This window comes from Myxococcus sp. AM011 (genome assembly GCF_013372595.1).
Classification (GTDB): Bacteria; Myxococcota; Myxococcia; order Myxococcales; family Myxococcaceae; genus Myxococcus; species Myxococcus eversor.
The window spans coordinates 1-13,653 of the sequence record NZ_JABXEM010000288.1; the positions used below are offsets into that span (position 1 = coordinate 1).

A 13,653-nucleotide genomic window follows, 5' to 3' on the forward strand; every position below is an offset into this window, starting at 1 on the left:
TGGCCTCGTAGCGGACACGCGACTCGAGTGACGCCCCATTGGGCAGGTACGCCACGGGCGACGGGGAGACAAAGCCCTCCTTCCCAATGGTGCATCCGGGTGCCACCCACACGTGGTGCGCCCCCTGCTTGAAGTCCCCCAGGACGCTGGTGCCCGGCAGCCGCGGCACCGCACGCCGCGCCACCACGCGCAGCAGGCCCTGCACGTTGTTGTCGCTGCCCGTCCACTGCGTGTGGACGGAGGGCAGGTGGTGCAGCAGCTCCTTGCGCGAGTTGAAGGCCCGCCTCGGCAGCCGCGCCCCTTCCATGCAGGTGCCCTTGTCCGTGCGGATGTCTCCGAGGAACACCTCCCCCTCCTCGGTTTCCACGACGGCGCTGGGCGTGAAGGTGAAGGAGGAAATCGCCTTCGCGTCTCCGCGCTGCGTCACCGTGTAGTAGCAGTACGCGTCCTCGAACACCTCGCCGTCGATGGTGTCGTCGCCGCTGCTGCTCTTCCCCCCGCCCTTGGAGTCCGCGCCCTCCGCGCCCTCTCCCGCTCCTGAAGTGCGCACGGCGCGAGCCATGGACAGCCGAAGCTTCTGAGCGGCCAGGCCCGTGCGCACCTCCAGCAGGCCCAGGTACTTCTCCTGCGCGGACGGCGGACGGTGGGCAATCGCCTCCAGAATCGGCTTGAGTCGGTACTCCACATCCTGGGCCGGCACCGTGGCCAGGCGCGCCACAGCCGCCTCGATGTCGAAGACGACGTCGTAGAGCTCGCAGCGCACGTCCGGCTCGCGGTTGACGCGGCAGTAGCCCATGCCCTGGAGGGAGTGGCAGGGCGGCGCCACGCCGCCATCCTCGCGGGCGGTGGCCATCACCTTCTCGTAGGCCTTGCGGATGTAGCCCGCGCCGTCCCGGCCCTTCAGCTTCCCCAGGCCGCGCCTGTCGTACTCGAGGACAAGCTCGGTGATTTCATCGAGGCCGAGCTGCTTGTGCGCGAAGAAGCGCACCATGTTGAAGATGGCGACGCTCCGGTCCTCCGCGCCCTCCTGCCACAGGCGCTGCACCGGGCCGCACATCTCCACAGGCTGCGCCCAGTCGTACTCCCCTGCTTCCGTCCGGCGGGCCTTCACCGTCCCCTGCGGCGCCGAGGTGGAGGGAGCCAGAGGCAGCGCCACCTGGGCAGGACGCGCCGCATTCGCCGCCTGTTGCGCAGGCGCCCTCTGCAAGCGCTCGACGAGCTGCGGATCCTCCACACGCTCGAAGTCGGCCAGCGCCCGCGCTGCTCGGTGAGGCCGCTCCGCAGTCCCAGCTCCCTTCCGGGCGACGGTGCCCACCACCTTGATGATGCGGGCCACGTCGTGGATGGAGTCCACACGCACGCGCTCGGAGGCGAAGCGGGTGCGCACCTCGGCCTCGAAGTCCTTCAGGCCCGCCTGCACGCGCTCGTGGCTCTCGCCCTCCAGCAACTGCGGTGGCAAGGCGAACCAGAGCTGCGCCCCGTTGCCGCTCATCATCAGCCGCGGCCGGACGAGTCCCTGCCCTTCACACCAGGCCGCGGCGGCATTCGCCACCTGAAGCGTCAGCGAGAGTTCGTCCTCGGTGCTGGCCGTGTCCTTGGGGCGCACGGGGTCCAGGTCCACCACCGTGGCCGTCACCACCTCGATGTCCTTGCTGCCCGCCCCCGTCCTCAACGGACGGAGGACGTTGGGGGCCAGCTCCAGCAGGCGCCGGGGGCGCGGCTGGATGCCCACGTACACGTTGCCGGCGGCGTTGGCCTCGACGCAGGTCGCGACGAAGGCCTCCTCGTCGTCGAAGAAGCCCAGGCCGACGATGCCACCGCCACCTGGACGGATGACACGGACTTCGCTCACACCGTGCTGTGCGTGCGCCAGCCACCGCCAGGTGGCGCGAATGTCGTCGGAATTGGGAGTGCTTGGAGTGGTGTCAGAAGGTGTCGTCATCGAAGGTGCTCACTCCCTGCATCGGTTCAAGGTGTGTTGCCGGCGCTGGCCACTCCCAGCACCGTGGCGTACTGCTGGCGGCGCTCCGCGTGGTGGCGCCGGAGCAGCGGCACCTTCCCGTCGACGAAGTCGATGAGGACGGCGCTCTTCTTCTCCGGATGGGGGCGCATGAGCCGTCCGAGCCGCTGGACGGTGCGTCCGCGCGCACGGCCGGGGTACGCCAGGAAGACTCGCGAGAGGCGCGGCAAGTCGAGACCCTCGTCCGCCAGGCTGGTGGCCACCAGCACACGGACGCGCCCGGCACGGGCCTGGTCCAGCAGGGCCTTGCGCGCTTCGCGCGGCACCTCGCTCGTCAACGCGGCAGCCGATAGGCCGGCGGCTGAGAGCCGATGCGCGAGCAGTTCGCAGTGGTCTACCCGCCCCGTGAGAACGAGGCACAGGTGGCCTGCCCACGCTTCGCGGGCCACGGCACCGAGGACGAGGTCATTGCGCGCCTTGTCCTCCGCCAGCGCCTCCAGCATGGGCGCGTAGTCCGCGGCGCCGAAGTAGGGGAAGTCGAAGGCCGTCTCCACGGCGCGCACCTCGGGCACCACCAGCACGCCGCGCGCGACGAGGTCCTCGTGCTTCACGACGGCCAAGGGCGCTCCCAGGTACAGGCGCAAGAGCGGCGTCAGCCCGTCCTCCCTCTCCGGCGTCGCCGTCAGCCCCAGCCGGTAGCGCGCGGGGCAGCGGTCCACGATTCGGTGGAAGGCGCTGGCGGCGATGTGGTGGGCCTCGTCGAGGACGAGCAGTCCGAAGCCCTGGAGAAAGGCGTCGAGCTTCGCCTCGTCCCACCGGGCCAGGGACTGGACGACGGCCACGGTGACGGGCCGCACCTCCTCTTCCCCCGCGCCCACGAGGCCCGCCTCCATACCCAGGCGCTCGCGCACGTGCTCTCGCCACTGCTCGGCCAGGTCCAACGTGTGGACGAGGATGAGCGTCGGCGTGCGGAGCCGTGCGATGGCCCCCACGGCGAGGACGCTCTTCCCTGCCCCGCATGGGAGCACCGCCATCCCCTGGGTGGCCTTCGCCAGGCGCTCCACGGCCTCGGCTTGGTAGTCGCGCAGCGGCACCACCGGCAGCTTCGCCAGGCGCTTGGACGGCAGCACCCGCGCGTCCTCGAAGGACAGCGTCAGGTCCGCCTCGTCCGCGGCCCGGCGCAGCAGGTGAATGGCCCCGCGTGGCAACACCAGCTCCCGCTCCTGCTGGCGGAAGAAGTACAGCGTCTGGGGCTCCGCCCCGGGTCGCTTGCGCAGCCGCACGAGCTTCAAATAGGCGGGGTTGGGAAGGGAGAGCGCCCGGCAGAGGGCCTCCCCCATCTTCGGCGGCACGTCGCCCACCGCGAGCCGCAGCCCGGCATCCACGCGCACGCGCAACGTCCGCGTGCCCATGCTCGTGTCGCGCGCAGGCGCGGACGGCGCGTCCCTCACGCTGGAGTCCTGGATGCGAGAGACAACACGTCCCCCGTCCCCGCGCATTTCGGAGAAGTCTTCCACCATTCTTGTCGTCCTCAGTGAGGCGCGTCGGGGGCACGCAGCAGGCCCCCTTCGCGCATGGCTACGGCAACCGACTTCAGCGGGGCGGGCTCACGGCCCGAAGGGATCCACGTCCGCGACGCTCTCCGCGGAGTACTGGGCCACCAGGGAGTCGACGAAGGCGCGCGCCAGCTCCCCCTTCGACGCCGGCAAGTCGCGGATGCGCTGCACGGCGAACTTCTGAAGGAACCTGTCCACCGCCTCGCGCGGCAGAGCCTTCAGGGCAGCGGCGATTCCTTGCGCCAGCTTCACGTCGATGGGCTCGTTCGCCTTCGCGCTGGGAGCGCCCGCGGGCGCCGCGCTGCTCGCCGCGCTCTCCGCCTCCGCCGCGTACAGCTTCGGCAAGTCGTGCTGCTGCAACGCCTGGAAGGCTGCCATCTCCTCTGTGGTGAGCTGCCGGTCCGGGAGGATGGAGTACGTCGTCTTCGTGTCCTTCGCGGCCCCGCGGCGCTTCACCTCGAAGGCCCACTTCTCCAGGCCGTACTTCGCCCTGAGCTCCATCAGCGTGTTGAAGAAGGTGACGGCCTGCTCCATCACCTTCACCTCGCGCGTCCCGTAGACGGCGACGTTGAGGGCCACGCGCAGCGAGGGCTTCTGCCCCTGGGCCTTCAGCTTCTCGTCGAAGGGGACGAACTTGTTGTCGAGGAAGACCACCTCGCGCGGGTGCGGCTCCCCGAGGAAGACGACGACGGCGGTGTCCCCGTCGTTCGCCAGCTTCAGCCAGGCGCCGCCCTGCTGCTCGTGCTGCTTGGCCATCGCGGCCGTCTGCTCCCACATGTTGCTGGTCATGGTGCTTCACTCCTCCTTCTGGCGGTGCGTGGTGGAGGCGTGGCGCTCGCGCCGGTACACCGAGAACAACTCGGTGCCGTCCGCGGTGCAGCCCGCCGGTTCGACGTTGAAGTCCGCCTCGCTGTCGACGACGTGCTGAATCTCCCAGCGGCGGAAGAGGCCCGGCATGCGGACGTAGTCGTTGGCCTGCGCGTCGGCGCACTCGCAGCAGAGACACGCGGCGCGTCCCTCCGCCTCCGGCCTTGCGTCGCCCCGGCCCACCACCCGCAGGCGGTGTCCGTCGATGCGAGCGAAGAAGCGCACGAATGTTTCATCGTGCTCGAAGTTGTTTCGCGCGGCTGTCTTCATTCAGTCCTTCCAGGCTGTAGGCAATACAGGGGCGTTGCCGTCCGCTGGAGGCGGACAGGGTGTGTCGAAGCAGGATTGGATTGGGGCGCGGGCGGCCCCGTTACTCCCCCAAAGTCAGGCGGCGCGCGCAGGGGACATACGATTCGTGACTCCCCTCAGCCGCTCCCTCCCGGCGCCCTCTCGGTTGTTTCAGAATCCACAAACTCTAAAAAGCACCCCCACCCGCCGTTTCGGGACAAGAAATCTTTTTCGGGGATTTTATTCTTCATTTTCCGCAGGCGAGCCAAGGCCCGCCGGACGCGCTTGCGCGCCGTTTCGGGCGACAACCCAAGGCTCGCTGCCACCTCGACAGCGTCCTCTTCGCGAAGGACGAGGGACACCACCAGGTCCGTATCCTCCCCCATCAGCGGGAGGAGCCACGCGCGCAGCTCCTCCACCTCGGCGTTGAAGGAGCGGGCTCGCGAGACGAAGGGAGTGAGCCACGGCACCGAGGGCGCCCCGGCCTCCACGTCCGTCAGCGACTCAAGGCGTGCGCGGCGACGCTGCTCCAGCAGCTCCTTTCGCCAGGTTTTGAGGACGTCGCGCTCCGTCCCGCGCACGAGTGTCCCCGCCACGCGGTGGACGCCTGACAGATTGACGCGTGCCACGAGGGCCATGAAGGACACGGCCACCGAGGACACCACCTCCGCGGGCGGTTGCTCCGTTCGCCTGAGACACCGGCGATACACGCTGTCCAACCCGGGCCACAGGCTCAGCCACAACAGGGCCACGAAGAAGCTGGCAGCGGCCCCCGTCTGAACCATGACGACGAGCCCCGCGAGCAAGCCATCCTTGACGTGAGACTCACCTTCACGCGCGGTGAGAAATGAAACAAGGGCCTCCGGCTGCTCGAAGTCGGCGAGCGCCTCCCAGTTGCGTCGCACCAGGCGATAGGCGCGCTGCGCCTCGGCCGTCCGGAGGGCCACGCCAAGCTCTTGATGGAGAGCATCCCAGCTACGACTCACAGGTGCATGCCGTCCCGGCCCTGCGCTCGGCGCGCGGGAGGTGCCGGGTGAGAGAGGAGACAAGGCCGAGCCCCGCTTGAGGGAATGGCGCCAGCACCTCCGAGGCGGCCCCGCCTTCGGTGGGAGCCTCGTGGCTGCGGCGCGTATTTCAGAGAAAGAACAGGGCGCTACATGCACCCGAGCCCCAGCGGCCCCACTACGGTAACGGGCGCCCCCCCCTTCCGACTGGGGACATGACAACGGGAGCGCGGCGTGCCCAGGAGGGCCAAGACGCGGCTTTCACGGCGCAGGCCCAGTCCTATCCGGACGACACACCGCTTCGGCATCAGGGCCGAGCCGCTCACAACAAAGCAGCACATCGTGCTGAAACCGTAATTCACGCAGCTTCCCTTCACAGCCCAAGGACGACACCGCGCCGCGACAAGGCCTCAAGGAATACGTGCGACAGCGTGCATCCTGGGCGTGACGGAAGCGTGACGGCGTGAAGAAAACGCGCGCCCACTCCTCCCATACCGCCGACGCCCCCTCTGCACTTCAGGGTGATACTTGTTTTTCATGTCTCAAGCCCCCTCCCAAACTCCCAATACCCAGACAGTCACGCATTCAACGGCGCTCCCGTCGCATCCGACTTTTCCAGTGGGGATATCCAAGCCGGCTGCATTGAAGGCGGCGGCACTGCCGCGCGCCTTCTGCGACTTCCATGCCCGTATGTTGGCGCTCGGGGTCCGTCCACGCAGCCGGACGCGCGCCAAGTGAAACACGTTCTCTCTCCGTATCATCGCCGTCGCGTCACGGGAGCGCCTGGCCGTAGTCGGGGGCTGCGCCCCTCACGGTGGGAAGCGACAGCCCCCTGACAGGGCGCAGGTGCCGAGGAAGGCCTTCGCCCCGACCTGGGCAGCTCTCAGCCCGCTTCAACGCGCGTGGAGGCCGTTTCCGGCCGTCCTACAGCCATTCACAGGCATTGGCCCTGCCGCGTCCAGCCACGCCTCGCCTGCCTCTTCACAATCAGCCACAACACCTTCACTCAAAGTTTAGAAGGTGGCAGAGGTGGCAGGTGGGTGGCAGTACCATCTGCCACCTTTTTCTTCTTTTATTTCAATAACTTATCTCTTGGTGGCAGTGGTGGCAGTCTTTTTTCGGGTACCCCTACGTAGCGGGCGCGCGCATATTTGAATGGCACTATTCAATAGGGGAACCGAAGTCTCACTCTCCCTAGGGTGCATTACCCAAAAAAACACTGCCACCATTGCCACCACTGCCACTCCGCTGATTTCACTGGGGAATTTCGTGGCAGTCTTTCAAAAAGCGCCTGCCACCGGCTGCCACCTTTCTGCCACCCGGTGACGGCATGTCCCCGAAATCGCGCCGGAGGCCTTTGCTCTGCCTTATGGCCGCATGTCATTCGCCCCGGAAAATCAAAAAAGAAATCGGGCAAAAAGAAATCCTGTCCGGAAACGGAGGGAGGGGGTGCTTTTAGGATGTATCGGCAAACACGCGCCGCCGACATCCGCGCATGGCCCTTACTCACTACCTCCAGCCCACCGCCGCACAGCATCGTCCGCCAGGCGTGACGTGCGAAGCGTACGTCCGCGGCGAGGGCAAGCACTGCCTGCACTACCGGGCTGGCGGGGGATGCACGCTGCCCAGCGTGGGCACCTGCACCGAGTGGCTGAAGGTGAATCGGCAGCCCCGTGCTCCTAGTGAAGAAGTCGCACGCCCTTCCCCTGCGCCTCCGGCGAAGTCCACCCCGGCTGCGGTGGACTTGTTCGGACATCCGCTGACCGAGGCTGGCTCGAAGAAGCCCGCCCTGGCCCCCGCCGCCAAGCCCGCGACACCAGTCCCGCCTCCCGGTGTGAAAGAGCTGGCTGCGGAGGTCCTGCGCGGACTCACGGACGAGGACATCGCCAGCTTCAAGGCCCTCGGCGCCGAGGTGTGCTTCCGCTCCGAAACCTACGGCGAGGTGTGGCTCGTCCCGGCCTACACCGGCCAGGCCCGGAAGGAGCTCACTCCGGAGCATGCCGCCACCCTGGTGCGCGTCCTGTCTGCCTTCCCGGGCTCGCGCGTCATGAGCTTCCAAAAGAGCGCAGCAGTGGAGCCTGTCGCTGACAGCGCAACACCGCGTCCAACGGAGGCGACACCGTGAGGAGAAAGCTGAAGCCACTCGACGAGCGCTTCTGGTCAAAGGTCGCCAAGGCTCACGAGAACGACTGCTGGCTCTGGCAAGCCGCTATTTCTCATACAGGCTATGGGGTTATCGGCCTCGGACGACAGGCCGACGGAATTGGCTACAGCCACCGCCTGGCGTGGGCGCTCAGCAACGGTCCTATTCCGGAAGGACTCTATGTCCTCCACCGCTGCGACAACCGACGATGCTGCAATCCGTCCCACCTCTTCTTGGGAACACACGCCGAGAACATGAGGGATGCGGCTCGGAAAGGACGACTTGCATCTCAGTCGCAACCAGAGCGAATGGTACGAGGAGAGCGGCACCCCAACGCCAAGCTGAACGACACCATTGTTCAGACGATTCGAGCACTGCGTGCGGGCGGTCGTTCGTACAGACAGATTGCCCGACACCTTGGAATTCCCAAGAGCAACGTAGCTGCCGTCGCCCTCGGCAGGACATGGAGGCATGTCCAGTGAACTCCCTCGCACGTAGGAATGAGCACCTCTCCTTTAGTCGGCTGAGCCGCTTCGAGTCCTGCCCGTTGTCGTACCGGCTCCACTACCTCGACAAACACACCGCAGAGCCCGGTGTGCCGTTGAGCTTCGGGAAGGCGTTGCACGCCGTCCTCGAACGGCTCCTCCAGGAAGCCATCGACACCGAGTGCGCGGGCCCGCTCTCCGAGGCACGCGCCCTCCAGCTCTACCGTGAAGAGTGGGCCGCCTCGGGGCTCTCCGGCCTGGACCTCTTCCAGCAGGGCCTCGGTATCCTCCAGGACTTCGTCCGACAGCAGGGCCGCGTGGACTCCCGCAACATCCTCGCCGTGGAGAAGGAGTTCCGCCTGCCGGTGGGCCCCTTCACCGTCCTGGGCTTCATCGACCGTGTGGACTGGGTCGACGCCGAGACAATCCACGTCATGGATTATAAGTCCAACCACCAGCTCTTCACCCGCGAGGAGCTGGACTCCAGCCTCCAGCTCAGCCTCTACGCCCTCGCCGCGCGCCGCATGTGGCCCTGGGCGAAGAAGGTGCGCTTGTCCATGTGGATGCTGCGCCACGGCGTGCGGCAGGAGACGACGCGTACCGAGGAGCAGCTGGACGCCGCCCTCGCTTACGTCGAGACCTTGGGCCAGCAGATGGAGAAGGCGGAGTCCTTCCCCGCCCGCCTCAACCCCAACTGCGTGTACTGCGACCACCGACGCAACTGCCCCGCCTACGCCCAGGCGCTGGAGGGACAGCGTGACGTCGTCTGCGAGGACACTGCCGACTTGGAGTCCGTCGCCCGCGAGCGCCAGGAGGTAGCCCACCTCGCGAAGATTCTCAACGCGCGCAAAGCGGAGCTGGAGGGCGTCCTCCGGGCCCACCTCGCCGAGCGGGACGAACTCGTCCTCGCCGGCACGCGCTACCGCATGTTCAACACCACCAGCCTCGACTACCCGCTGGAGCCCACCGTCGAGTTGCTAGCCCGGGCCACCGGCCTCCCCCGTGAAGAGCTGATGCAGCGCCTCGCCAGCGTCGAGAAGAAGGCCCTCGATGCGCTGCTGAAGGACGCGGGCAAGCGCCTGGGCACCGCGCGCGTCGCGCTGCTGAAGGCCGAGCTGGACTCCCTCGCCGCCAAACACCACTCGCCCCGCTTCTGGGCCAAGGAGGTCGCATAGATGCTGTCCGCTCACCCTGCTTCCGACACCACCCCTGCCTCTGCCCTCCACCCGCCGCTCTTCCCCAGCCTCCCACCGCACCTGCGGACGATCTCCTTCATCGATTTGGAGACGACGGGGTTGGACTCCTCCCGGCACGAAGTGCTGGAGGTGGCCATCCTCCGCGTCGACGCCCGAAGCCTCAAGGTGCTGGCGGAGTACGAGGCGCGCGTGCTGCCCACCCGGCTGGCGGACGCCCAGCCCGAAGCCCTGGCCGTGTGCGGCTACTCCGACGAGGAATGGCGGGACGCGCTGCCCCTGCCGGAAGTCTTGGCCACCGCAACGCCGCTGCTTGCGGGCACCCTCGTGGCCGGTCACGTCCCCAGCTTTGACTGGGGCTTCCTCACCGAGGGGTATCGCCGTACCGGGCTGGCTCTGCCCAGCGTCGACTACCACCGCCTCGACACCGCCAGCCTCGCATGGCCGCTGCTCGCCACGGGCGAGGTGGAGTCCCTCTCCCTCAACGCCCTGGCCAAGCACTTCGGCATCCAGCGCCCCACGCCTCACCGCGCCATGGCGGACGCCCGCTGCGCACTGGAGGTGGCTCGCCGCCTCGCCGTGCGCATGAGCCGTGGCGGGCACATGGAGCGGCTGCTGGAAGAGTCAGGAGGTGTCTCGTGAGTGGCGCGTCGTCCCGTCGCAAGGGTGCCGACTTCGAGCGCGCCCTCGTCCACCGCTTCCGTGAGGCGATGCCCGAGGCCCTCATCCGCCGCGGCCTCCAGTACCGCACCGGGCAGGAGATGTCCGACGTCGAGGTGCCGTGCTTCTGGGTCGAGGCCAAGGCCCACCAGCGCACCAACGTCCGGGAGGCCATGCGCCAGGCGGTGGAGACGTGCCCACCGGGCCGCTGGCCGCTCGCCGTGTGCAAGGACGACGGGCAGCAGCCCCTCGTCACCATGCAGTTGGATGACTTCCTCGAGCTGGTGCGCGAGTGGTGGGAGGCCCGTCCTCGGTGAGTGACTTCTTCGGCCACCTCCTCGGCCTGCTTCGTGTTGAGGCGCTCTCGCCTCGGCACCAGGCCGTCTTCGCGGCTGCGCGCACGCGGCGGCCGGCCTTCGCGCGTCATGCCACCCTCGAGTCGGTGCTGGCCGCGATGGACGACGCGCGCGAAGAGACGTACCCAGAGCGTGAAGCCCTCACCCGGGCCCTCGTGGCCGAAATGCAGACCTCCTCCAGCCCTGCATGGACGGCTGCCCTCGCCGCCGCCTACGCCCCCATGTTGCGTCGCCTGCGCCGCCGCCTTCTCGGCAACGCGGTGCCCCGGGAGGACCTGGACCAGCTCGTCCTCGCCACCTTCCTCTCCGTCGCGCGCAGCTTCCCCCTCTCGCGCTGGGGTGACTGGACGGCGGCACGCTTGCGCCAGCAGACGGCGCGCGAGGTGTTCCGGCACCTGCGCAAGGAGCGCGCGGAGCAGCACGAGACGTACACGCAGGCGCAGCTCGCCGAGTGGCTGCCCGACACGCGTCACGCCACGCCGGTGGAGAGCCCCCGGCGGCCCAGCGTCCGGCGCAGCTTCGTCAAGCGCGATGCCGTGCTGGTACACCTCGCCCGCGCCACCCTGCCTCGCAGCGACGTCGAGGTCCTCATGGCCACCGTCGTCCGCCGCGAGAAGCTGCGCGCCTACGCCAGCCGCCTCGTCGACGGCGACACCACCGAGGTCGAGCGGACGTACCAGCGCCTGAAGCGCCAGCGCACGCGGCTGATGCAGCGCTTGCGCACCCAGGCCGCGGACACCGCAACGCAGCCCTCCAGTGGCTGCTGAGGGAAGGCATGGCCCAGAAGAAGCCCCTCAAGAAGCTGGGGCGCCCCACCAAGGCCGAAGGCCCCCGGCTGCCTCATGACGAGGTGGACCGGCTCCTCGTGGAAGGCGAAGAGGTGCCCACCACGAGGGGCCGTGTGAAGCGGCGCTTCCCCTCGCTGCGAGAGCTGGCCGAGCGCATCGGTGTCGCCCACAGCGCCGTCGCCAGGTACGCCCAGCAGCACGACTGCCTCGGCCGCCGCAAGCGCCTCCTCGCGGGCGAGCCGGCGGACGAGGTGGTGGAGCCTCCCGAAGCACCACCGACTCCACCTCCCGCGAAAAAGCGCAAGACGGGCCGCCCCCGCAAGTCTGAGGAGCCCGCGCTCCCGCGCCAGGAGCTGGACCGCGCCCTCGTCTTCGGCGACGTGAAGAGCTTGCCGGACGGATCCACCATGACGTCCTACGCCTCATACCGCGAGCTTGCCGAGCGCTTCGGCGTCGCCACGTCGCTCGTCGCGAACTACGCGAAGGAGCACAACTGCCTGCGCCGCCGCGAGGAGGCCAAGACGCGCATCGCCACCAAGGCGGACCAGCAGCTCATCGAGCTGCGCGCCAAAGCCATCGCCGTCTCGAAGGACGACGCGCTGAAGATGATTGACGGCTACCTCCTCGGCTTCGAGGAAGCGCTGGCTGAGGGCCGCGTGCGCGTCGACAACCCCACCGACTTCAACACCATGGTGCGCCTGAAGGAGTTCGTCCAAGGCGGAGCCGACTCCCGCCAGGAGCTGCACGCCACCTTCTCGCTGGAGGGCTTGCAGGCCCGGCACGCCCAGGCCCTGCGCGCCGCACGGGAGACGACGCCCGCCGAGCGCGGCGAGGTGGACGCTGAAGCAGAGAGCAGCGACGAAGACACGGAGGTGTCGAAATCGACGGGTGAGGAACATCCCGACACCGCGACGTCAACCAGCGCCAAAGACGAGTCGCCCTAGCCGACCTCCGTTGTGGCTTCTCCTTCTTCTCAACCGTCCCGAAACCAAACTAGAACGCCCGCATGGAGGAGGTCCTATTCCAAACAAACCTCCACCCCACTCCTCGTAGCTCTGTTCATTACTCCAAAAAAACACCCGCCCAAGGGGCAACATGACCAGCTCGCAACTTCACGGCACAATCACTCAGCCAAAACAACAACCACAAACCCGGACACACACATGAAACACCTATCCTTCGCCTGCCTTATTCTCTCGCTGATTGCGTGCGGTTCGCCGGAGGCCGTGCAGCGCGAGGACTCGCTGGAGGCGGTCACACACGAGGAAGCAGACGTCCAAGAAGAAGCGTGGAGTCAGACGGAATCCACAGGAGCAGCAGACGAGGCGTCTGCTCAAGCATGCGCCAAGCGTTGCTCGGGTGGTTCTTACGTTGGCCAAGCATGTAGCACTAACTCCAATTGCGGCAAGACGTGCTCGGGTGGTTCTTACGCTGGCCAAGCATGTAGCACTAACTCCAATTGCGGCAAGACGTGCTCGGGTGGTTCTTACGCTGGCCAGGAGTGCAATTACAACGCAGACTGTGGCAAGACGTGCTCGGGGGGCGTTTACGATGGTCGTGCCTGCAACTTTGACTCCAACTGCCCCAACGGGCGCTGCTATTCTGGCTTCTGCAATCCGCACCAATGCAATTCGCACCTCTGCCTGACTTACTGCTGAGGCACTTGATTGGGCAACACAGTGCGCGGCAGTCGCCGACGCCCTCTTCGTGCCTCCTGCCGCGCGCCTACGGTGGGCCACATCCGGAAACGGCGAACACGTGCGGACCTTCGATTCCCGCCCGGGGGGACCAACTCGCGGCAGAGTCTGCCCGCCACCTTCTCGCTGGAGGGTTTGCAGGCGCGGCACGCCCAGGCGCTGCGCACGAGACGACGCCCACCGAGCGCGGCGAGGTGGACGCGGAGGTGATAGCGAGCGATGGCGAAGACCTCGACACGGCCTCCTCGGAAAGCCCCAAGGACGACGCCCTCGTGACTCCTCCAACGGACGTCGCGGCCCCCGCTGCCCCCGTCTGAAAGTGCCCATCGGTAAGTGAACGCGGGCACTTTCGCCGTTCACTTTCGCCGCGCCGGCCAGGCCTGGCCTGGTGACAGTCCCCCGGGAGCTCCACCAGGCGCGCGGAAGCACACGCTTGGCCCCATAGCCTTCGTAGTTTCGCGAGGTTAGGGCGGACAGCCACCAGGTCCTCGAGCGCCGCGGTACGAGTTCGGGCCTGAACTCGCGCCCGGAAGCACACTCCGTCCGGAGCGCTGGACGCCCGCGCGCCGTTCACGTCGAGCCCCGCTTGAATCGCGAAGGACACCGGCCCCAGCACGTAGCGCAGTTGCGGCTGCAGCGCGCGCAGCGACAGCATC

11 protein-coding genes and 1 pseudogene are annotated in these 13,653 nt (G+C 67.7%); 7 read left to right on the forward strand and 5 right to left on the reverse strand.

The annotated features are described in order from the left end of the window. The 5 genes and pseudogenes from HUW62_RS39425 to HUW62_RS39445 form a co-directional block, all read right to left on the reverse strand. Positions 1-1,942: pseudogene (locus HUW62_RS39425) on the reverse strand (hypothetical protein); the annotation flags it as partial. Positions 1,943-1,968: 26 nt separating this feature from the next. Continuing rightward, positions 1,969-3,480, reverse strand: a complete 1,512-nt coding sequence (locus HUW62_RS39430; RefSeq protein WP_176437349.1) for a DEAD/DEAH box helicase — start codon at positions 3,478-3,480, stop codon at positions 1,969-1,971. Between the two features lie 87 nt (positions 3,481-3,567). After that, positions 3,568-4,305, reverse strand: a complete 738-nt coding sequence (locus tag HUW62_RS39435) for a hypothetical protein (RefSeq protein ID WP_176437350.1) — start codon at positions 4,303-4,305, stop codon at positions 3,568-3,570. 6 nt (positions 4,306-4,311) lie between these two features. Beyond that, the gene (locus HUW62_RS39440) at positions 4,312-4,653 is read right to left on the reverse strand and encodes a hypothetical protein (RefSeq protein ID WP_176437351.1); all 342 of its coding nucleotides are present in this window, start codon (positions 4,651-4,653) and stop codon (positions 4,312-4,314) included. Between the two features lie 155 nt (positions 4,654-4,808). Then, positions 4,809-5,618, reverse strand: a complete 810-nt coding sequence (locus HUW62_RS39445; RefSeq protein WP_176437352.1) for a sigma-70 family RNA polymerase sigma factor — start codon at positions 5,616-5,618, stop codon at positions 4,809-4,811. A gap of 1,552 nt (positions 5,619-7,170) precedes the next feature. On the opposite strand from HUW62_RS39445, the gene HUW62_RS39450 reads away from it, so the two are divergent. From HUW62_RS39450 to HUW62_RS39480, 7 genes are read left to right on the forward strand one after another with little or no spacing between them, the layout of a single operon-like run. After that, the gene (locus HUW62_RS39450; RefSeq protein ID WP_176437353.1) at positions 7,171-7,800 is read left to right on the forward strand and encodes a hypothetical protein; all 630 of its coding nucleotides are present in this window, start codon (positions 7,171-7,173) and stop codon (positions 7,798-7,800) included. Next, positions 7,797-8,300 (forward strand): HNH endonuclease, encoded by a 504-nt coding sequence (locus tag HUW62_RS50195; protein ID WP_176437354.1) that lies wholly within the window; start codon positions 7,797-7,799, stop codon positions 8,298-8,300. The genes HUW62_RS39450 and HUW62_RS50195 overlap by 4 nt, the downstream gene beginning before the upstream one ends. Next, positions 8,297-9,478 carry a RecB family exonuclease gene (locus HUW62_RS39460; RefSeq protein ID WP_368670592.1) on the forward strand — a complete coding sequence of 394 codons (1,182 nt, stop codon included), beginning with the start codon at positions 8,297-8,299 and terminating at the stop codon, positions 9,476-9,478. Before HUW62_RS50195 ends, HUW62_RS39460 begins: the two co-directional genes overlap by 4 nt. Further along, positions 9,479-10,138: a 3'-5' exonuclease gene (locus tag HUW62_RS39465; RefSeq protein WP_176437356.1), complete on the forward strand. Its 660-nt coding sequence runs from the start codon at positions 9,479-9,481 to the stop codon at positions 10,136-10,138. It abuts the gene before it with no gap. Then, the gene (locus HUW62_RS39470) at positions 10,135-10,473 is read left to right on the forward strand and encodes a hypothetical protein (RefSeq protein WP_176437357.1); all 339 of its coding nucleotides are present in this window, start codon (positions 10,135-10,137) and stop codon (positions 10,471-10,473) included. The genes HUW62_RS39465 and HUW62_RS39470 overlap by 4 nt, the downstream gene beginning before the upstream one ends. Beyond that, entirely contained in the window at positions 10,449-11,279 is an 831-nt protein-coding gene (locus HUW62_RS39475; RefSeq protein ID WP_176437358.1) for a hypothetical protein, read from the forward strand. Before HUW62_RS39470 ends, HUW62_RS39475 begins: the two co-directional genes overlap by 25 nt. An 8-nt stretch (positions 11,280-11,287) precedes the next feature. Further along, positions 11,288-12,244: an AT hook motif domain protein gene (locus tag HUW62_RS39480; RefSeq protein WP_176437359.1), complete on the forward strand. Its 957-nt coding sequence runs from the start codon at positions 11,288-11,290 to the stop codon at positions 12,242-12,244. The last annotated feature ends 1,409 nt before the right edge of the window (positions 12,245-13,653 follow it).